Below are 19,553 nucleotides of genomic sequence, written 5' to 3'. Positions count from 1 at the left end.
CCTGTCCCCCGAGGGCAACAACGGGCAGGAGCAGGTCTTCCTGCGCGACCGGGTCCAGGGCACCACCACCCTGGTCAGCGCGGCGGTGGACGGCGGTCCGGGTGATGCCCGCAGCTACCGCGGCATGGTCAGCAGCGACGGGCGGTACGTCGCCTTCGCCTCCCAGGCGCGCAACCTGACCCCGGAAACCTCGCCGCCCCTGGAGAGCATCTACCTCCGCGACCTGCAGTCCGGCACCACGCAGCGGATGTCGATCACCTCGACCGGGGAGCCGGCGAAGCTGGGCGGGTCGCGGCCCTACCTCTCCCCCGACGGGGAGCACGTCATCTTCAACAGCTTCGGTGCCCTCGTCCCCGACGACACGGCCGGCTACAACGACGTCTACCTGGTCCACCGCCGCACCGGCGCCGTCGAGCGGCAGAGCGTGAGCGTCGACGGGGGCGACAGCAACGGCGACAGCCTGCGCGGGTTCATCAGCGACGACGGTGGCACGACCGTCTTCAACAGCTTCGCGACCACGCTGGTCACCAACGACCACAACAGCTCCGGCGACGTCTTCCTGCGCGACCGCTCCACCGGCACCACCACGATGCTGAGCCAGTCGTACTTCGGCGGCGGCGCGGACGGCCAGTCGTACCGACCGGTGATGAGCGACGACGGCGCGGTCGTCGCCTACCTGAGCCGGGCGCGCAACCTGGTGGAGGGCGACCCGTCCAGCGACTACCAGGTCTACGTCGTCGAGACCGACACCGTGCCGATGGAGCCGGACACGACGGGGCCGGTCGTCACGGCCGACCGTCCCTCCTTCGACAGCACGTCGCCGTCGCCGGTGACCTTCCACGGCACCGCCACGGACGACCGGGGCGTGATCGAGGCCTACATCCAGGTCCGCGACAACGCGACCTTCGAGTGGCTGCGTCCTGACGGCACCTGGGGTCCCGGGGCCCGGCGGCTGCCGGCGGCCCTCGCCTCACCCGGGGCCACGAACACCGAGTGGTCCACGACGCTGGACCTCCCGGGCGGCACCTACGGCTTCGACGTGACCGCACTGGACGCGGCGCGCAACCGGCCGGCCAGCAAGCCCTGGACCCGGTTCCACGTGGGCACCCCCGACTCGACCCCCCCGACGCTCTCGGTCAGCACGCCCCGCCACCGCGACCGGATGAGCTCCCCGGTGACGTTCGCCGGGGACGCCGCGGACGACCAGGGGGTCGCCCAGGTCTTCCTCCAGGTGCGCGACAACGCCACCCAAGAGTGGCTGCGCCCCGACGGCTCCTGGGGGCCGGGCGCCCGGCGCCTGACGACCACGCTGGGCGACCAGGGCGGGCGGTCGACGACCTGGCAGCACACCCTCGACCTGCCCGACGGCGACTACGGCTTCGACGTGATAGCGATGGATGGCTCCCGCAACTTCTCCGACAAGCCCTGGAGCCGCTTCTTCGTGGGTCCGGCCGAGGCGACCGCCTCGCAGCGCCGGAAGCAGTCGGCGTCCGCGAGTACGGCCCCGGCCCGCGACCCCCGGCTCTGGCCCTACGGCGTCCGCTCCATCTGGAACCACCCGCTCGGTGCGGACGGCCGCCGGGTCCCGCTCGGGCTCGAACCGCCCACCGAACGCACGCTGGCGGTCGAGGAGGACCTGATCGTGGCCTCTCCGGACACGGTCGGCATCCCGCTCTTCGCCCACGACGCCGGCTGGTCGGCCCGCGAACGCTGCGCGTCCTCCACGGGGCGGCCCCTGGCCCTGTCGGCCCCGATCCCGCTCTCCTGGACCACCGACCCCGGCTACCGGGGCTCCACCCCGAACCACGCGGCCGCCATCCTCCGTCCTGACGGCACCCTGCTGGAGACGCAGCCGTTGCACGTGTGCGAGGACGGGTTCGCGGTCTCGCAGCACCTGGTCGAGGGCTCCTCGATCCGCACCGGCGACACCGCCGCGCGGATCGGCCACGGCTCGCACGGCGGCTCGGGGCTGACCGCCTTCGGCGGCACGATCCGGATCGGCGAGTGGACCCCGGAGGCCCAGGTGATCCCGCACGCCCTCAAGATCGAGTTGCCGGCGCGGAAGGTGCTCTCGGCCAGCCGCGGCGGCTTCCGTTGGCCGGCGCACCGGGCGGACTCCTACGCCGACCGGTACCGCGGCAGCGAGCCGGAGGCCCGGATGGGCGCCCTGGTGGCCCTGCCATCCGACGTACGGATCGGCCGGTTCCGCTCCGAGGCCGCACGGGTCATCGCCCGCACCCTGCGGGGGTACGGCGCCTACGTCGTCGACGACACCGCGCGTTCGGCGGTCGCACTCGCGACCGAGTGGGGACCGGCGGGCCGAGTCGTGACCGAGTTCCAGCGGGTGTGGGGATTCCCGCTCGACGGCGAGCTCGGCAAGGCCAGGGGCGCTCAGCGCGTCTTCCTGGCGGACATGAACCGCATCTACCGACAGCTCGAGGTCGTGGCCGACAACGGTCCGGCCAGTATCGGGGGCTCTGGTGCACGCCTGGCGCCGTGGGCCCCTGCCCTGGAGGCACCATGAAGATCCTGCACGTCAACAAGTTCCTCTACCGGCGCGGCGGCGCCGAGTCCTACATGCTCGACCTCGCCGAGATCCAGCGTCGCCAGGGCGACGAGGTGTCGTTCTTCTCGATGGAGCACCCGGAGAACCGGACCGACGCCAACGCCGACACCTTCGCTCCCCGGATGGAGCTGAACCCACCCCCGGAGACGCTCGGGGGACGCCTGGCAACCGCCGCCGGGGTGCTCTATCGACGCAGCGCCCGCCGCGGCATGGAGGAGGTGCTCGACCGGGTCCGCCCGGACGTGGTCCACCTGCACAACATCTACCACCAGCTCTCCCCGTCCGTGCTGCGCCCGCTGGCCGCCCGGCGGATCCCGGCGGTGATGACGCTGCACGACTACAAGCTGGCCTGCCCCACCTACCAGTTCCTCGACCAGGGCACGATCTGCGAGTCCTGCCTGGGCCGGCGCTTCCACCAGGCGGTGGTCCGCCGGTGCAACCAGGGCTCCCTGAGCGGCAGCCTGCTGGCCGCGACCGAGCTCAGCGCGCACACCCTGCTCGGCGCCTACTCCCCGGTGGACGTCTTCATCTGCCCGAGCGAGTTCATGGCGCGCAAGATGACCGAGGGCAAGGTCTTCCCCGACCGGCTCGTGCACGTCCCGCACTTCTGCGACCTGTCGACCGTGTCGGTCGCGACCGCCCCCGGCTCCGGCGTCCTGTACGCCGGTCGGCTCTCGCACGAGAAGGGCGTGGACGTCCTGCTGGAGGCCTTCACCCGGATCCCCGAGGACATCTCGCTGACGATCGCGGGCGGCGGCCCGGACCGGGAGCTGCTGGAGCGCCGGGCCGGCGAGCTGGGCCTGGCGGAGCGGGTCCGCTTCGTCGGTCACGTGCCGGGTCCGCAGCTGCAGGACCTGATGCGGGCCGCGGCCCTGGTGGTGGTGCCGTCGCGCTGGTACGAGAACCAGCCGATGACCGTGCTCGAGGCCTTCGGCTGCGGCCGCCCGGTGGTCGCCAGCGACCTGGGCGGTCTGCCCGAGCTGATCGACGAGGGCCGGACCGGCTACCTGGTCCCCCACGACGAACCGGCCGCCCTCGCGGGCGCCCTGCGCAGTCTCGCCGGCAACCCCCGGCTCGCGCACGCGATGGGTCAGGACGCGCGCGCCGAGGCCACCGAGCGGTTCTCGGTGTCGGCACACCTGCGGCACCTGAGGGAGAGCTACGACCGAGCCCTGCGGAGCAAGGGACAGCACGAACGGAACAACAAAGGGGTGGGGTCATGGGCATGAGGATCGCCATGCTGGGCACGCGGGGACTTCCGGCGACGTACGGCGGGGTCGAGCACCACGTCGAGGAGGTGGGACGGCGACTCGTGGAGCGCGGCCACCGGGTGACGGTGTACTCCCAGAGTCATTACGGGGCCGGACAGGCCGGGACCCAGCACCTGGGCATGGACGTCGTGAAGGTCCCGTCCATGCCGATGCGTTCGCTGGAGGCGATCACCCACTCGGCGCTCTCCTCGATGGCGGCGCTGGCCCGCGGCCACGACGTGATGCACTACCACGCGATCGGCCCCGGTCTGCTCGCGCCGCTTCCCCGTGTGTTCTCCCGGACCGCGATCGTGCAGACCATCCACGGGCTCGATGCCGACCGGGACAAGTGGGGTCGTGGAGCCCGCACATTGCTGCAGCTGGGCACCTGGATGAGCGCCCGCGTCCCCCATCGCACGCTCACGGTCTCCGCCGCGCTGCGGGACCACTATGCCGAGCGCTACCGCCGCAGCTGTGACTACATCCCGAACGGCACCAGCCCGCACGAGCACCGGCCGGCCTCCCTGATCGAAAACCGACACGGACTCACGACCAGCGGCTACCTGCTCTACGTCGGGCGTCTGGTGCCGGAGAAGCGGCCCGACCTGCTGATCCGCGCCTTCGCCGACGTGGAGACGGACCGCAGGCTGGTGATCGTGGGCGGGTCCAGCTACACCGACGAGTACGTCGAGCGCCTGCAGGAGCTCGCCGGCCGCGACGAGCGGGTGCTGCTGACCGGCTACGCCTACGGCGAGGAGCTGGACGAACTCTTCAGCAACGCCGCCCTCTTCGTGCAGCCGTCCAGCCTGGAGGGGCTGCCGCTGACCCTGCTGGAGGCGATCGGCAGCGAGCTTCCGCTGGTGGTGAGCGACATTCCGCCGCACCTCGAGATCGTGGGTACCTCCCGACGGGGCGCCCAGATCTTCCGGACCGATGACCGGTCGGCCCTCACCCGGGCGATCACAGACGCCTTGGCCGACCTGGGGGCCCAGAGCCACGGCGCCTCTCAGATCGCCCGGGACGTCCTCCCACGCTTCGACTGGGAACGGTGCACCGATCTCGTCGAGCAGGTCTATCGCGACGTGGTGCGAGGGCAGGGGACCCCCACCCTCCCCCGTCACCGCGAGAGCGTGCCGTCACCGGGTCGGGTGGCTGTGTGAGCCTGACCTTCCCACCCGGCTCGACCAGCACCACCGCAGGGCCCACCCTGCGGCGCGACAGCGGGCGCACGGTTCTCGGCACCGTGGTCTCGACCGCGTGCAACTTCGCCGTCATCGCCGTCATCGCCCGCACCCTCGGCCACGGAGCGGTCGGCGTCTACTCGATCGCCTTCGCGGTCCGCGCGGTGCTGATCCTGGTGTGCGGGCTGGGGATGCGGGTCGCCCTGACCAAGTTCGTGGCCGCCGGGCGTGCCCGGGGGGACTACGCCCGGGTCCGGGGCTCGATCCTGGTCGGCGTCCTCGTGCCGACCGTGTTCTCGGTGGTGGTCGCCGGAGTGCTGGCGCTGCAGGCCGACTGGTTGGCCGACGAGGTCTTCCAGTCGCCCGACCTGCGCTTCGCCCTGCGGATGGTGGCGCTCAGCCTGCCGTTCGCGGTGCTGATGGACACCTGCCTGGCCAGCACGCAGGGTTTCCAGACGATGCGGGCCTACACCCGGATCGCCCTGGTCCTCGAACCCGTCACCCGCCTCGTTCTGACGGTCGTGATCCTGAACGCCGGCCTCGGCATCGACGGTGCGCTCTACGCGCTGGCCACCGCCAGCGTGGTCGCGGGAGCTGCCGCAGTGGCCGCCCTCGAACGGCTCGAGGCACCCCTGCCCGGCACCCATGCCGAGCTCCCGTGGGCGGGGCTGCTCCGCTTCGCCAGCGTCAGCTGGGTCGCCTCGCTGGCCACCCAGGGCCTGCTGTGGGCCGACATCGTCATCCTCGGCGTCCTGGTCTCCGATGCCGACGTCGGCGTCTACCAGGTGGCCACCCGAGTGGTGCTTGCGGCGATGTTCGTGATCACCCCGCTGACCACGGCCATGGCGCCGCGGATCGCGCACCTGTTCGAGGTCGGCGACCGGGATCGGCTCACCGAGCGCTACCTGTCCATCGTGCTGTGGACCTGGCGGCTGACCCTGCCCCTGCTGGTCGGCATCCTGGTCGTGCCCGAGGCCGCGTTGGCGACCTTCGGCTCCGGGTTCGGGCCCGGCGTCGTGGTGATCCAGATCCTGGCGGTCGGGGCGGTGGTGGAGGCCGTGGCCGCGCCCTCTGCGGTGGTGCTGAACCAGATCGGCCGCAACCGCCTGAACATGGCGATCAACCTTGTGGCGCTGACCAGCAACATCGCCCTCAACTTCCTGCTGGTGCCACGCTTCGGCCTGCGCGGCGCGGCCGTTGCCTGGGCGCTCACGATGGTGGTCCCCGGTGTGGTCCGGGTGGTCGCGGTGCGTCGCCTCGCCAGTGACCGCTGGCCGCTGGCCCAGGGGCACCTGGTGGCGCTCCTGGCAGCCCTGGGTGCGGGTCTGGTCGCGCGCCTGCTGCTCCCGCACGTGTCCCAGCAGTGGTGGGCGCAGCTGCCCATCGCCGGGCTGGTGATCCTGGTCGTCTACCTGCTGGTGGTCCTGCCCACCGGGCTCAATCCCGAGGAGCGCACCCAGGCGATCCGCACGCTCCGCTCGACGAAGCGGGGTATCGCCACCCAGTTCCCCGCCCTCCGGGGTATCAGCAACCGGTGGCGGGCCCGGGGGTTGAGTCCCGGCGCGGCCGATCTCGACCTCGACCAGCTGATCAGCCCGTTCCGCTACGACGTGCTGGCAAGGCTGGAGCTCTTCGAGCTCATCGCGAGCCACCGCCACCTGCTGGATCGCGACCTGCCCGCACTCGTCGCCCTGGCGCGACGCACTGCCTACGGCGTGTGGTTCGATGCCGTGCTCGTCGAGGTCCTGGGCCTGCAGCAGGCCGGGGAGCGCGAACGCGACCGGGCGTTTGACCAGACCGTGCGGCGCAGCGTGCAGCTCTTCCGCAGCGTGGAGAAGCACGGTTTCCACGCCCACCACCCGGTGAGCGTGGCGTTCGTGCCGGCCGGCGTACCTGTGGCCGGACGCCGCCTCGCCGAGGACCGCTGGGTGCCCGTCGACGGCTGCCACCGGCTGGCGCTGATCTACCTGTCGGGGCGCCGGCAGCTGGAAAGCCACGAGTACGTGATCGATCCGCTGGAGGAGTGCCGCTACCACACCGCTCGGCTCGCTCGGACCCAGCGACTCGACCGGGTGGCGTTCCTGCAGTTCCTGGCTCGCGGCCTCGTGGATCCCGAACGACGGCACCGGGTCGGCAGCTGGCCGGACCTGCTCGACCAGCTCGCCAACCCAGCCAACCGGGAGGCGCTGGAGAGTTGGCCGGAGGCCCAGTGGCTGGCGGAGTCGTCAGGCCCAGACTGGTACGAAGTCGAGGAGCGCACCGAGTCGGACCCTGTCGTCGGCTAGCCGTTCGAGCAGCCATTCCTCCGCCTCGGCAGGGATCGGTGGCCCGTCCCCCAGCCCCTTGTGGGCCGGGTACCGGGTCTGCTCGTGCGGTGGCAGACCCAGGTGGGCGAAGGCGCGGCGCATCACGTCCGCGGGGTCGGCGAAGAGCCGCTCGCTCTCCAGCACCAGCACCTGGCCCGGGTCGAAGTGCCGGTGCACCCGGGCGAGCTGATCGGCGTAGCGGCTGCGGCCCAGGTAGCTGAAGTGCCGATGGGCGAAGGCCCGCTGCATCGGGTCGTCGACCGCCAGTCGGGCCGACTCCTGCTGCAGCGCGGAAAGGAAGTCCAGCTCCTCGAAGCCCCGCGCCACCTCGTAGCGGTAGTGGGACCAGGCACGCTGCACCGGGTCGCGCAGCAGCAGGAAGAGCCGCGCCTGCGGGCAATCGGCCGCGATCCGGCCGATGGCCTCGGGGTGGAAGACGTAGTAGGGACTGGACTCACCCAGGAGCGGCCGGGTGCCACGGCGCGCCTCGAGGCGATCGACGGCCCGCCGAGGGGGCAGGTGGCGGGCGTACCACTGCGGGCCACGCTGGAAGTTCACGTCGTAGTAGCGACAGCCCTTCTCGACCAGGCCGCGGAGCACGAGCGGGTGCGCAACGAGGTACTCGTCAAGGGAGGTGGTGCCGCACCGCTTGCCGCCGATGATGAAGTAGCTGGGGCGCTCCCGCTCGCCGGGCCAGCCGCGCAGCAGCTGGCGGCGTACGACGTGCATGACGCGCCGGTGCAGCGGCGGCAACAGGGAGGGCCTCGGGGCGGTGCGCGACGTCGCCATCAGGGCACCGGCTCGCGATCGGTCCGGTCCGGGGTCGCGGGGCTGGCTGAGGTCCGGGGGCCGGTCGGGGGCCCGTCCCCATCGTCGACCTCCGTCCCGGGGCCCACCGGGTCGAGGCGGCGGTCCTGCGCCGCCCATTGGAGCAGCGCGGCACACGGCATGGCGACCCACAGGAAGGTGAGGTTGTCGATCAGGTTCTCCGCCGAGGAGGCGATCACGATGCCGACCGCGTAGCAGGCCAGGCCGATGACCGTGGCACTGGCCAGCGGCCCGACGCCGGGGTCGGTGTCGGTGCGGGGGCGGACGAAGCCGGTCAGGGGGCGGCCGCGGCGGCGTACCGCTCGCCCGGCGAGGACGCAGAGCTCGACGAGGAACCACAGGTAGGCGGCCAGCCCGAGCACCCCGGTCTCCGCGAGGGCGCGCACGTAGTCGTTGTGCGGCTCCTTGCCGGTCAGTCGCACGGCCTCGTCCGGGCCCAGGCCCAGCAGAGGTTGCTCCTTGGTCCGTGGGACGAGGTCCGACCAGTGGCCCAGCCGCCACGCGAACGAGCTCTCCGAGCGCGGAGGCGCCGTGCTCGGGCGCAGGTTCTCGATCCGGGACTGGACCGGCGGCACGAAGAGCGAGATCAGCACGACCACGATCACCGAGGCGACCACGAACCGCCTGCTGAGCAGCAGCCCGACCCCGAAGACGCCGACCACCACCGCGATCCAGGCACCACGGGTCTGGGTGGCGACCAGCTCCGCGCCGGCGACCAGCAGGACCAGCCCGGCGACGACCCGGGGTCGCCCGCGCACCCGGATCATCCAGGCGGCCGTGATCACCACGACCGGCACCAGGAAGTGTCCGAAGTTGTTGGAGAGGTAGAAGACGGACTTGAGGGCGGTGATCGCGTCCTTGCGATGGGTGACCGGCACGCCCACGAGGCCGACGATCGGGTAGATCAACGGGACGACGTAGGCCAGGCCCAGCGCCCCGACGAGCTGCCAGAAGGCCATCTGGCGACGCGCCAGCATCAGGTCGAGGACGAAGTACGTGGCGACGCCCGCCATGATCCGCAGCACGACCGGGAACGACGACGACAGGTAGGGCGCTCCCGCGGCCGAGAGCGTGAGCACCACCAGGAAGGCAAGCAGGGAGAGCGCGAACCGCGAGCGTAGCCGGGCGTAGAGATCGACCCGGTTGACGAAGAGCCAGGCGAGGCAGGCCACGAGGACCGAGACGCCGAAGAGGTCGGTGGGCCCGATGCCCGTACTGCGCGGGCCGGCGAGCAGGTCGAGCACCGGGCGCAGGATGATCGCGCCGCAGATGAACATCGCGAAGTCGTGCCAGGCGGCCAGGGCTCCGATCACCACCAGGAGGGCAGCGGCGATGATCGCCGCCAGCGGGACCAGGGGGCCGAACGCGGCCAGCATCCAGACAGCGGCCGCCAAGGCGACGGCGAGCCGGACCGACGGCCCCAGCGAACGGACCTGGTCAGCGGTCACGGCGGGACCTCCCGGGGGCCGTCATGACGGTGACCACGGCCTTGTCGAGTCGCGACATCCGGGAGCGCCACTCGTCGTCCGGCCGCAGCTCGACCGGGCCCACCCGCACCCGGTTGGGGTTGCCGGCAACAGCGTGGTTGGGGCCGAGGTGGATGCGATCGTGACGGACGAAGTCCGGCGGGGACGCCAGCCCGGCGTGCTCGGCGATGCGGGCGAGCTCGCCGGCCGGGTCCCGGACCAGACGTTCGTAGCCCACGACGAGCGGTCGCGGGGCGTCGCTGGGCGCCACGGCCGGGACGGCGGCATTCGAGGTGAGCCACATCAGGCTGGTCTTCGCCACGGAGAAGCGCTCCATCTCCTCCTCGAAACCCTCCACCTGCTGCGAGGCGGACGCCCGTTGCCAGGACCAGGCGACGGCCCGGGGATCGCGGACGACGTGCACCACCCGGACGTCGAGCAGCGGGCTGCGGGCGAGCAGCGCGCCGTACGCGGGGAACTTGGAGGAGTCGACGATCGTGTCGGCGCCGCTGGCCCGCGCGACCGCCCGGATCATACGTGCCATCGTGTCGGCCAGCTCGTCGATCTCCGCGCTCTGCCGTCCGGCCCACCACCACGGCACTGTGCGGGTCCGGACCGCGCCGGTCAGCCGACGGTCGAGTTCGGCGGCCAGGGCGGGCGACGGCGGGCCGCCGAACGTCTCGGCCAGCGCGGGCGCCCAGACCGGGCAGTCGAGGACAGGTGCGCGGCACCCGCAATGGCCCTGCTCGACGACCCCGCGACGGAAGGCCAGTTTGACCTCGCCCACGCTCAGCGCTCCCGGGAAGGAGCCGACGGCGTTGCCGAGCAGGGTCGTCCCACTGCGGCCCCCGCCCGCGATGAACACCACCGTGGTGGCACCCCGCACGGGGGGTCGAGCATCCGTCCCGAGATCCGGCATGTCAGTCCTTGGCAGGCGATGGCGGAGGGTGTGTCCGTCATGAGACACACTGGCGGCTCCATCCTAGGCTGACTAGCCTCTGCGTGGTTCTGTGCCTCAACTCGGGAAGGGTCACCACGATGACGGAGCTCTCACATGCGGTCGGGCCCGCGCTCCACCAGCTCAGGACGCTCTGGTGGGTCGTGCTGGTCGCCGCGCTCGCTGCCGGTCTGTCGACGTACGTGACGGCCCGACCGCCCGCCTCGGTGACGTACGGCGTGGTCAACACCCGGACCGTGACCCCGCTGCCGAACGACCGCACCGACCTGATCGTCGACCTGCAGACCGCGGCGACGATCCCCTCGGTGCTGGAGCGTCCGGCAGCGTTGGCGAAGATGTCCGTCGACGAACTGCGGGCCTCCCTCGAGGTGAGCCGGATCGGCAGCTCGACCCTGGCCCGGATCACGTTCACCTCGGGTCAGGACGACCCGGCCACGAACCGCGACGTGGTCACCGCCTTCGTCGACGACGCCTCGGTCTTCCTCTCCCAGAGCACCGACTCCGACCCCGGTCCGAGCACCGAGATGACGGAGGTCCTCGCCGAGGAGAGGCAGGTGCGCGAGGAGATCGCCGAGGCGGTCGCCTCGAGCGCCGGGGTGGAGCCGGACGCCGCCTACGCCGCGATGCGTGACCGGCTGCTGCGGGACCCGTCGCTCCCGTCCACCCGCGACTCCAAGGACGCCACCCGGTTGCGCCGGATGTTCGAGGCGGCCCAGCGCTTCGAGCAACTCGAGGTGCAGCTCAACCGGGCCACCAACCGGGTGACGGCGCTGGAGGCCCAGGAGTTCCAGCAGCGGCTGCGCGAGTCCGCCCTGCGGGGCGGCATCCCGGTGACCTTCGAGGGCGACGTGCCGGCCGACGGTGACGGGACCGCCCTGGTCCGCCGCACCTTCGCCGGCGGCGTTGCCGGTGGGCTGCTGGCCGCCGCCGTGATCCTGGCTCTCGGGCGCCGGCGCCGCGCCTGACCACCCGGACGGGTGGTGCGCCGGGGGCCCTGCGAGCCGAAAGATCGTCCTTTCGGACACCCCGGACCACCTCAAGGCCTGACCGATCGGCCACACCGTCCGCGCCGATGAGTCAGCAGTCGGCCGAGGGGGTCCCGGCAGCACTGTTTCTTCCTAGGGTCGTGGTCGTGCCCGTGACGCTCTGACGGGCCGATCCCCCCTCGGAAGGCCTCACCCCATGCTCGTCCCCTCCCCCCGACTGATCCGCGCGGCCCTGACCTCGGCCCTGGCCGGCGTCGTCGCCCTCGGGGTCGCCCCGGGACTGCCGACCCTCGCCGCCTCCGCCGCACAGGCGCCCGCTGCCCGTGCCGGCGCCCCGGCTGCCCAGCAGCGGGTCGCGCTGACCTGGGCGCCGACGTACATGTCGAACGACCACGACTACAGCCGCCGGGAGGCGTTGCGGGTCGCCCGCAAGTTCGACCTGGTCGCCGGCATGCCGATCGCCTTCCAGGAGCACCAGAAGGCGATGCGCTCGGCGAACCCGGACCTGACCCTGCTTGCCTACGCCAACGCCACGATGGCCCAGACCTACGAGGTCGGCGGGCTGCCCGAGGCCGCCTTCGCCCACACGAAGTCCGGCGCCCGGATCAAGGTGCCGGCCTGGGGCACCTGGCTGATGGAGTCGTCGAACCCGCAGTGGCGCCGGGCGGCGAACCGCCAGTGCGACGACCGCTCGCAGCGGGGCGGGTACGACGGCTGCCTGGTCGACATGCTCACGCTGGGCATCTTCTCCCAGGGCCTGGTCACCGGGATCCCGGTCCGCCCGGGCACCCGCAAGCCCTACACGCAGGCGCAGTACCGGACCCAGATGTCCTCCTTGGCCGACCACTACCGCCGGGCGAGCCCGAACCGGATCCACGTGGGCAACGCGATCGAGAACGCCTACCGGTACTGGCAGTCGCCGGTGCAGTCGCGGCCGCTGGCCGCCGGCATGCCGGGCGCGCAGATGGAGGACTTCATGCGCGGCGCCTTCAACCCGGCCGACTCGTTCCCGGGCGGGGAGGACTGGAAGCGCAACGCCGATGTGGTCCGCGACCTCGAGGCGAAGAACGTCACCGGCCTCTACACGACCAAGCTCTGGGTGGGTGCCTCGAAGCGGCAGACCCGTCGCTGGCAGGCCTACGCGATGGCGACCTTCCTGATGGGCGCCAACGGCCGCTCCTACTTCTCCTTCACCCGCTCCCGTGACGCGGCCGGCGCGACGGGGCGCAACGCGCCGTACGCCATGCCGCGCCAGATCGGTCGCCCGAAGGGCCCGATGCGCAAGCTCGCCAACGGCGCTTGGGTGCGCTCGTTCGCGAATGGCAAATCGGTGGTCAACCCGACCGACCGGGCCGTCACCGTGCGCCTGGGCGGCACCCACCGCGCCCTGGGTGGGGCCAAGGTCCGCACGCTGCGACTCGCTCCGCGCACGGGCAACGTGGTGGTCAAGCGCGGCGGCTCGACCGGTGGCGCGACCGGTGGCGGCGGAGCGGGCGGCGAGGGCACAAGCACCGACAGCCCCTCCCCCGACGCACCGGACACCACGGCCCCGACCGGCTCGTTCACCTCGACGAAGGGCGCCCGCACGCGGCTGCGCCTGGTCGGCGGGGCCCGGGACGACCGGGCCGTGGCCACCGTCCGGGTGGCCATCCGCAACGAGCGGACCAAGAAGTGGCGCCAGGCGGACGGCACGTGGGGCGACTACCAGCTGCTGCGCACCCGGGTCGGCTCCGCCGGTGAGCAGCGGACGAGGTGGGCGAAGGTCCTGCGGCTGGCCCGCGGTCGGTACGGCGTCTCGCTGGTCGTCGACGACGGCGCCGGGAACCGGAACCTGGACCCGCGGCCGTGGACCGTGGTCAGGGTCCGCTGACACGTTGTGGTCTAGACCTCACGGTGCTCAGACATGACTCCGCCCCATCCGGGCAACATGACGGCCACGAACGCCCCACGACTTGCCCACGCAGCGTGGAACTGAGCACCGGGCGCGTCACCATGGGGTGACGGAGCATGTTGGAGGAGGGGCCATGAGCCTGTACCGGATTCCCGGCGGCGAACCTGCCGCGCGACTCACGCTCGTCTCCCCGCCCGAGACCGACCTGTGCACGCCCTACGAGGCGTGGTGCGAGGTGAACGGCATCCACCCCGAGGCGCCCGGCGCCTGGGAGCGGTTCAGCTCGGAACAGCACCTTCGGCCCTCTGCCTGAGCAGGGCATCCACTCCTCGCGACGAGAAGGCCGCGAGCTCTCGCCCCTGGCTCAGCCCGCAACTCGCAATGTGGGCTTCACTGGAGCCCGTGCCGCATCCAGCGCCAGGTCAGCCATGGCGGACCTCACCTCGGCGGCGGATGCATTGAGTGGCAGGGCCTCGATGTCGACGTCGGTGAGACAAGGCACGTCTACATGCGACACCAGCGGGTGAACTGGCCGGGAATTCTGCACTTCCCCAGTACCGAACAGATCCTCGTGCAACTTCTCTCCGGGCCGCAGACCGGTGAACTCGATGTCGACGGACGTCCCTGACTGCTCGATCAACTGCCGGGCAACGTCCACGATCCGGACCGGGTCGCCCATGTCCAGCACGAGTGCCTCACCTGAGCGGCCGATCGCAGCCGCCTGGATGACCAAGTGGCAGGCCTCCTCGATCGTCATGAAGAAGCGAGTCACCTCGGGGTCTGTGACTGTCACCGGGCCACCGCGGGCGATCTGCGACGCAAAGGAGGTGAGGACCGAACCGCGGCTTCCGAGCACATTGCCGAAGCGAACCGACAGGAAGGTGCCGTCTGCACGGGTGGCACGATCTGCCGTCAGGCACTCGGCGATGCGCTTGGAATACCCCAGGACGCTGTTCGGGTCAGCCGCCTTGTCGGTGGAGATGTTCACGAAGCGCTCGACGCCGGCGCGGACCGAGGCGTCCAAGACGGTCCGCGTGCCGAGGACGTTCGCCTTCACAGCCTCGGCCGGGTAGGCCTCCAGGAGAGGAAGGTGCTTGAGGGCTGCCGCATGGAACACCACATCGGGTCGTTTCGCCGCGAACACGTCCTCGACCGCCTGGGGGTCACGGATGTCGCACAGGACCACATCTCCGGTGTCGAGCAGTCCGTGACCGTGGATCGACAGCTGGACTGCGTGCAGGGCGGACTCGTCGCGGTCGAGCATGATCAACTCGCTGGGCTCGAACCGGTGGATCTGGCGGCAGAGCTCGGCGCCGATGGAGCCGCCGGCACCCGTCACGAGGACACGCTTGCCAGCCAGGTAGCCGGCGATCGAGTCCAGGTCCGTGTCGATCTGCTTGCGCCCCAGAACGTCCATGATGTTGACATCGCGTAGGTCCCGAATGCCAACGCTGTCGCTCAAGAGCTCGGTGGTCGAGGGCAGTACCTTCACGGGTACGCCCGCCTGGAGGGCCTCGTTGCGAATCCGCTGGATGACGATGGCAGAGGCACTGGGAATCGCGATGACCACGCCTTCGGCTCGAGACCGTCCGACGGCCTCGAGCAGACAGGACACGGGCCCGAGCACGGGTACGTTCCTGACCCGCAGGTGCCGCTTCATCGGGTCGTCGTCCAGCAGTCCAACTGGTTGCCACTGCCGAGCTGGGTCCCTGAGCATCGAACTCACCAGGTCGCGGCCCGCCTCGCCGGCTCCGACGACCAGAACCCGGCAGGAGTTCTCACCTCGCCCAACTGCGGCCCCTTCGAGGAGGCGCCGCCAGGCCGCCCGACCACCGGCTGCCGCCACCAAGGCACCTAGGGTCGCGGCGGCTGGGACAGTCCGAGGGATCCAGTCGTAGTGAAGGTTGAGCGCGGTGATGATGGCCCCGGCGTCGAGTGCGACCAGGCCCAGAAGCATCATTTCTTCCAGACTCGCCGTGTTGGCCCGACCCTGGTGCAGGCGCAGCGACCCGGCGAGGGCGATGTACAGGGCCCCGGTGGCCAGCGTCACCAGCGCGAGGGGACGCCACGGCACTCCCTCGTCGAGGGGATCGAAGTAGAAGAGGGCGAAAACGACGTAGGCGCCGACCCAGCACAGGCTGTCGTAGGCGACGAGCGCCTTGCCCCTGTGGCAGCGGATGCGCAGCAGAACGGAAGTCAAGCGTCCCCCATGACGATGGATGTCCAACTCCCCCCCGGACATCGACATCCTGCCGAGTTCAATTCCCGACCGGTGGTCAAACAGTTGAAAGTTGACCGATCGGGCACGCACCTCCTCACCCAGAATGACTAGTCGCCTCCACGACCCGATGTCGGGGTTCTGAGCGCCCGCCCACCCCGACTCCGGTGTGTCAAGGTGTCCCGCGTGAGTGCCCCCAAGCCCGTCCATCGAGCGGACATCCAGGGGATGCGGGGCTTGGCCGTCGTCCTCGTGGTGCTCTATCACGCAGGCGGAGTGCTGCCGGGCGGCTTCATCGGAGTCGACGTCTTCTTCGTCGTGTCCGGCTTCGTGATCACGCGGCTGCTGTGGGAGGAGCTCTCCTCGACCCACACCCTGGACCTGAAACGCTTCTACACGCGCCGCGTGCGGCGTCTGCTGCCAGCCCTGTGCGTGGTGTTGATCTTCGTCGCTGTGGCCTCGCTAGCGCTCGACAGCCCGCTGGGTGGCCAGCAGCTGACTGCCCGCACCGGGATCTCCGCGGCCCTGTTCTCCGCCAATGCAGCCCTGTTCGTGCTGACCGGCGGCTACTTCGATGCTCCCGCCGAGGCCAATCCCCTCCTGCACACCTGGACGCTGGCCGTGGAGGAGCAGTTCTACCTGGCCTTCCCGCTCGTGCTACTCGCAGGATGGGCGGTGGCGCGCCGATCGCGAAACCCCCGGGGGTCCCGGGCGGTCGTCCTGGTGGTCGCGGCCACGCTGGCGCTCAGCCTCGCCGCTGGGATCTTCCTCACCTATACCGACGGTCTGCCTTTCGGCAGCGCGCCGGTCAACCATTCGTTTGCCTTCTTCGCCTCACCTACCCGCGCCTGGGAGTTCGCTGCCGGCGCGCTTCTGGCACTCGCCCCGGCGCGAGTGGCGCGCATGCCCCAGATCGCAGTACGCACCGCCGCCGGTGGGGGTGCTGTGCTCATCGCTCTGGCTGCGGTCTTCTACACCGAGGAGACACCGTTCCCGGGCGTCGCTGCGATGCTGCCGGTGCTGGGCACGTGTCTGTTGATCGTGGGAGGAACTGCGACGACCCACGGAGTCACCCGCTTGTTGACCGGGCGTGCGATCACGTGGCTCGGCGACCGGTCCTACAGCTGGTACCTGTGGCACTGGCCGTTCATCGTCTTCGCTGGGGCGCTCCGGCCCGAAGCTTCCCCCGCGTGGCTGGTCTCGGCCGCGCTCGCGTCGCTCGTTCCGGCCGCTCTCGCCTACCGTTACCTGGAGGACCCGATCAGGCGGGGAACGGCGTGGGGGCACGTCGGAAGCGTCAGACTGGCGCTGGTCTGCACTGTGGCACCCATCGTTCTCTTCATGACTGCCGCACCGGCGGCCAACAGCGTCCTGGCCCCCGTACAGGACCTGCGGGTCCAGAGTCGCCCCCACCTCGACGAGACGCGACACTGCACCGCCAACCTCCCGAGCGATCCTCGTACCAGTCGTGACTGCACCTGGACAGTTCCCGGCACATCCCGCGGCCGGATCCTGCTGCTCGGGGACTCGAACGCTGGACACTTCGCCGAGCCAGCCTTGAGCGCGGCCTCGGGTCTGGGCTACGACCTCACCCTCGCCACCTTCGGAGGGTGTCCCTTCGCTGACGTGCGCGTCGAGTACGAGATCGCCTACGACGAGAACGGGTGCGCACGATTCGTCTCTGCCTGGACCGCGGAGGTGACGCACTCACCACCGGTGGCGGTCATCTTGTCCAACGCCTCCACGGAGTACCTGAGTGCCGGCAACGGGCTCGCACTCACCGCCGGCACCTCCTCCGCCGCCAGGACCACAGCAGCCAAGGCGGCTCACTGGCAGGCTGGGCTCGGCAGGACTCTCCAGCGCTGGTCCGACATCGGTGTGCCCACCATCGTGGTGCACACAGTCCCCCACTTCCAGGCCGACCTGCGCGCGTGTCCCGTCTACCGCATCATGACCGACCAGGGCGCCTGTGGCGCGCGCCTGCCGCGAAACGCAGTGGATCAGCAGCTCAAGGCCGCTCGGGACGCAGAGGTTGCGGCGACGTCCGTCGTCCTTCGTGCCGGAACGCTGGACCTGACTGCGGACATCTGCTCGGCAACCACGTGTGCGACCCACCGAGGGGGGACCTGGTTGTACCGTGACGGCGCCCACCTGAGCGTTCCCTTCGCCATGACGTTGGCCGAACGCTTCACGTCGGCCGTCCGGCGCGCGGTGCGGACGTCTTCTTTGGAACCGCCCAGCGAGCCTGCGCTCGGGCAGACCCATGCCAGGTCGTTAGGGTGAAGGCGCCCATCCCTCGTGGTGGACGTACATCGAAACTGATCGGGGCTGTCGTGGAACTGAAGGACTATCTGGCCGCTGTCAGGCGACGCTGGCGCCTGGTGGCGCTGTGCACGCTCGTTGCTGCGGGCGCGGCAGCCATCCTGTCCATCCAGACGACTCCCCAGTACTCGTCGTCTGCCCGACTGTTCGTCTCCACGAAGGACTCCGACTCGTCCTCTGCCTATCAGGGCGGGCTGTTCGCCACGCAGCGGGTCGCCTCCTACGCAGACCTCGTCAAGACACGGCCTCTTGCTGTCCAGGTCAGCGACGACCTCGGCGGGGGTCTCGATCCCGCCATGCTGATCGCGAGCGTGACTGCCCGCGTGGTGCCGAACACCGTCATCCTGGAGGTCAGCGCGACCCACCCCGACGCAGCTCTGGCCCGGGACATCGCCGAGGCCTACGCCAGGGAGTTGGGCACCTTGATCACTGAGCTCGAGACGCCATCGGGGCAGGACCCTGCGATCAAGGCCTCGGTCGTGGACGACGCTCAGGTGGCAACAGTCCCTGTCTCTCCGCGTCCCGCCCGCAACATCGCCTTGGCCAGCCTCTTGGGGCTCTTCGTCGGTTTCGGGATCGCCATTGCGCGGGAACTCCTCGACACCTCGATCACCTCGGTCAGCGATGTGAGCGCAGTGACGAGTACGCCGATCCTCGGGCACATCAACGTGGACACCGCTGCGGTGAAGCTCGAACCGACTGCTGTCCTGAGCCAGAGCATCCCGTGGGCTGAGGCATTTCGGATGCTGCGCACCAACATGCGCTACGTCGACGTGGATCAGGAGCACAAGCTCTTCGTCATCACGAGCGCCCTGCCCGGGGAGGGAAAGACGACCACGGCCGTCAACCTGGCCGTGACCATGTCGATGGCGAACCAGCGCGTGGTGCTCGTCGAGTGCGACCTGCGCCGCCCACTGGTCGCCAGCAGACTCGGTCTGGACAGCTCGGTCGGCACGACGAACGTCCTGATCGGCTCAGTGGGTATTCGTGAAGCGATCCAGACCGACCAGGCGTCCGGGCTCAGTGTCCTGACCTCCGGGCCGATTCCGCCGAACCCGTCGGAACTACTCCAGTCGAAGTCGATGGAGAGTCTTCTCGCCCACCTACGGTCCGACTTCGACGTCGTGATCATCGACGCTCCCCCTCTGCTGCCGGTCACCGACGCAGCCGTGCTCGCTGCCCAGGCCGACGGCGCTGTGGTGGTGGTGCGTCACGGGCGAACAACTCGTGACCAACTGGCCCATGCGCTCGACCGACTTACGGCGGTCGACGCGGAGCCCGCCGGAGTCGTCATCAACATGGTGCCGTCGAAGTTCAACGGCACCCGCTACGGCTACGGCTACGGATACGGCCCAGCGCCCGCAATCGCGGCCTCGACCGTCATCCCGTCGGCCTAGTTGAACTCGGCTGGCCGGTTCACGACCGTGGCGGGCGTCTAGTTGTACTCGGCGGGCAGGTTCATGACAGTCGGCTGATCGGGGGTAGTCCTCCGATGGCTGAGTGGCGTCGTCGAGTGTTGTAGAAGTCGAGCCAGGGCGCCAGTGCTGCTGCGCGTTCGTCGTTGCTGGTGAAGACCTGGTG

14 protein-coding genes are annotated in these 19,553 nt (G+C 70.5%); 9 read left to right on the top strand and 5 right to left on the bottom strand.

The window, feature by feature from the left end:
* From ABZE72_RS08645 to ABZE72_RS08630, 4 genes are all read left to right on the top strand, one after another.
* Window positions 1-2,524, top strand: a 2,524-nt coding sequence (locus ABZE72_RS08645; RefSeq protein ID WP_372728613.1) for a TolB family protein, incomplete at its 5' end; no start/stop codon positions are given.
* Window positions 2,521-3,795 carry a glycosyltransferase family 4 protein gene (locus tag ABZE72_RS08640; RefSeq protein WP_372728612.1) on the top strand — a complete coding sequence of 425 codons (1,275 nt, stop codon included), beginning with the start codon at window positions 2,521-2,523 and terminating at the stop codon, window positions 3,793-3,795. The genes ABZE72_RS08645 and ABZE72_RS08640, both read left to right, overlap by 4 nt.
* Window positions 3,792-4,976, top strand: coding sequence for a glycosyltransferase family 4 protein (locus ABZE72_RS08635; protein WP_372728611.1), 1,185 nt, complete (start codon window positions 3,792-3,794; stop codon window positions 4,974-4,976). The genes ABZE72_RS08640 and ABZE72_RS08635 overlap by 4 nt, the downstream gene beginning before the upstream one ends.
* Window positions 4,973-7,282, top strand: coding sequence for a flippase (locus ABZE72_RS08630; protein ID WP_372728610.1), 2,310 nt, complete (start codon window positions 4,973-4,975; stop codon window positions 7,280-7,282). The genes ABZE72_RS08635 and ABZE72_RS08630 overlap by 4 nt, the downstream gene beginning before the upstream one ends.
* On the opposite strand, the gene ABZE72_RS08625 is transcribed toward ABZE72_RS08630, so the two are convergent.
* From ABZE72_RS08625 to ABZE72_RS08615, 3 genes are read right to left on the bottom strand one after another with little or no spacing between them, the layout of a single operon-like run.
* On the bottom strand, window positions 7,223-8,092 hold the full coding sequence (locus ABZE72_RS08625) for a sulfotransferase (protein ID WP_372728609.1): 870 nt from the start codon (window positions 8,090-8,092) through the stop codon (window positions 7,223-7,225). The two genes, ABZE72_RS08630 and ABZE72_RS08625, sit on opposite strands and share 60 nt — an antisense overlap.
* Window positions 8,092-9,579, bottom strand: coding sequence for an O-antigen ligase family protein (locus ABZE72_RS08620; protein WP_372728608.1), 1,488 nt, complete (start codon window positions 9,577-9,579; stop codon window positions 8,092-8,094). The genes ABZE72_RS08625 and ABZE72_RS08620 overlap by 1 nt, the downstream gene beginning before the upstream one ends.
* Window positions 9,569-10,483: a sulfotransferase gene (locus ABZE72_RS08615; RefSeq protein WP_372728607.1), complete on the bottom strand. Its 915-nt coding sequence runs from the start codon at window positions 10,481-10,483 to the stop codon at window positions 9,569-9,571. The genes ABZE72_RS08620 and ABZE72_RS08615 overlap by 11 nt, the downstream gene beginning before the upstream one ends.
* Before the next feature lie 152 nt (window positions 10,484-10,635).
* On the opposite strand from ABZE72_RS08615, the gene ABZE72_RS08610 reads away from it, so the two are divergent.
* From ABZE72_RS08610 to ABZE72_RS08600, 3 genes are all read left to right on the top strand, one after another.
* The gene (locus tag ABZE72_RS08610; RefSeq protein WP_372728606.1) at window positions 10,636-11,520 is read left to right on the top strand and encodes a hypothetical protein; all 885 of its coding nucleotides are present in this window, start codon (window positions 10,636-10,638) and stop codon (window positions 11,518-11,520) included.
* 217 nt (window positions 11,521-11,737) lie between these two features.
* Complete coding sequence (locus tag ABZE72_RS08605; RefSeq protein ID WP_372728605.1) at window positions 11,738-13,411, top strand: putative glycoside hydrolase; 1,674 nt, start codon at window positions 11,738-11,740, stop codon at window positions 13,409-13,411.
* 154 nt (window positions 13,412-13,565) lie between these two features.
* Window positions 13,566-13,745 (top strand): hypothetical protein, encoded by a 180-nt coding sequence (locus tag ABZE72_RS08600; RefSeq protein ID WP_372728604.1) that lies wholly within the window; start codon window positions 13,566-13,568, stop codon window positions 13,743-13,745.
* A gap of 51 nt (window positions 13,746-13,796) precedes the next feature.
* Here ABZE72_RS08600 and ABZE72_RS08595 read toward each other — a convergent pair whose 3' ends face one another.
* Window positions 13,797-15,632, bottom strand: a complete 1,836-nt coding sequence (locus ABZE72_RS08595) for a polysaccharide biosynthesis protein (RefSeq protein WP_372728603.1) — start codon at window positions 15,630-15,632, stop codon at window positions 13,797-13,799.
* 204 nt (window positions 15,633-15,836) lie between these two features.
* Here ABZE72_RS08595 and ABZE72_RS08590 point away from each other — a divergent pair, with 204 nt between their 5' ends.
* Window positions 15,837-17,933: an acyltransferase family protein gene (locus tag ABZE72_RS08590; RefSeq protein WP_372728602.1), complete on the top strand. Its 2,097-nt coding sequence runs from the start codon at window positions 15,837-15,839 to the stop codon at window positions 17,931-17,933.
* Complete coding sequence (locus ABZE72_RS08585; RefSeq protein WP_372728601.1) at window positions 17,930-19,369, top strand: polysaccharide biosynthesis tyrosine autokinase; 1,440 nt, start codon at window positions 17,930-17,932, stop codon at window positions 19,367-19,369. The genes ABZE72_RS08590 and ABZE72_RS08585 overlap by 4 nt, the downstream gene beginning before the upstream one ends.
* 61 nt (window positions 19,370-19,430) lie before the next feature.
* Here the strand turns inward: ABZE72_RS08585 and ABZE72_RS08580 are convergent.
* On the bottom strand, window positions 19,431-19,553 hold a 123-nt coding region (locus ABZE72_RS08580), incomplete at its 5' end, for an integrase core domain-containing protein (protein WP_372728614.1).

It is taken from the genome of Nocardioides sp. (assembly GCF_041600255.1).
Classification (GTDB): Bacteria; Actinomycetota; Actinomycetes; order Propionibacteriales; family Nocardioidaceae; genus Nocardioides.
Note: the sequence above shows the minus strand (reverse complement) of the source record. Positions and strands in the feature narration are given on the sequence as shown.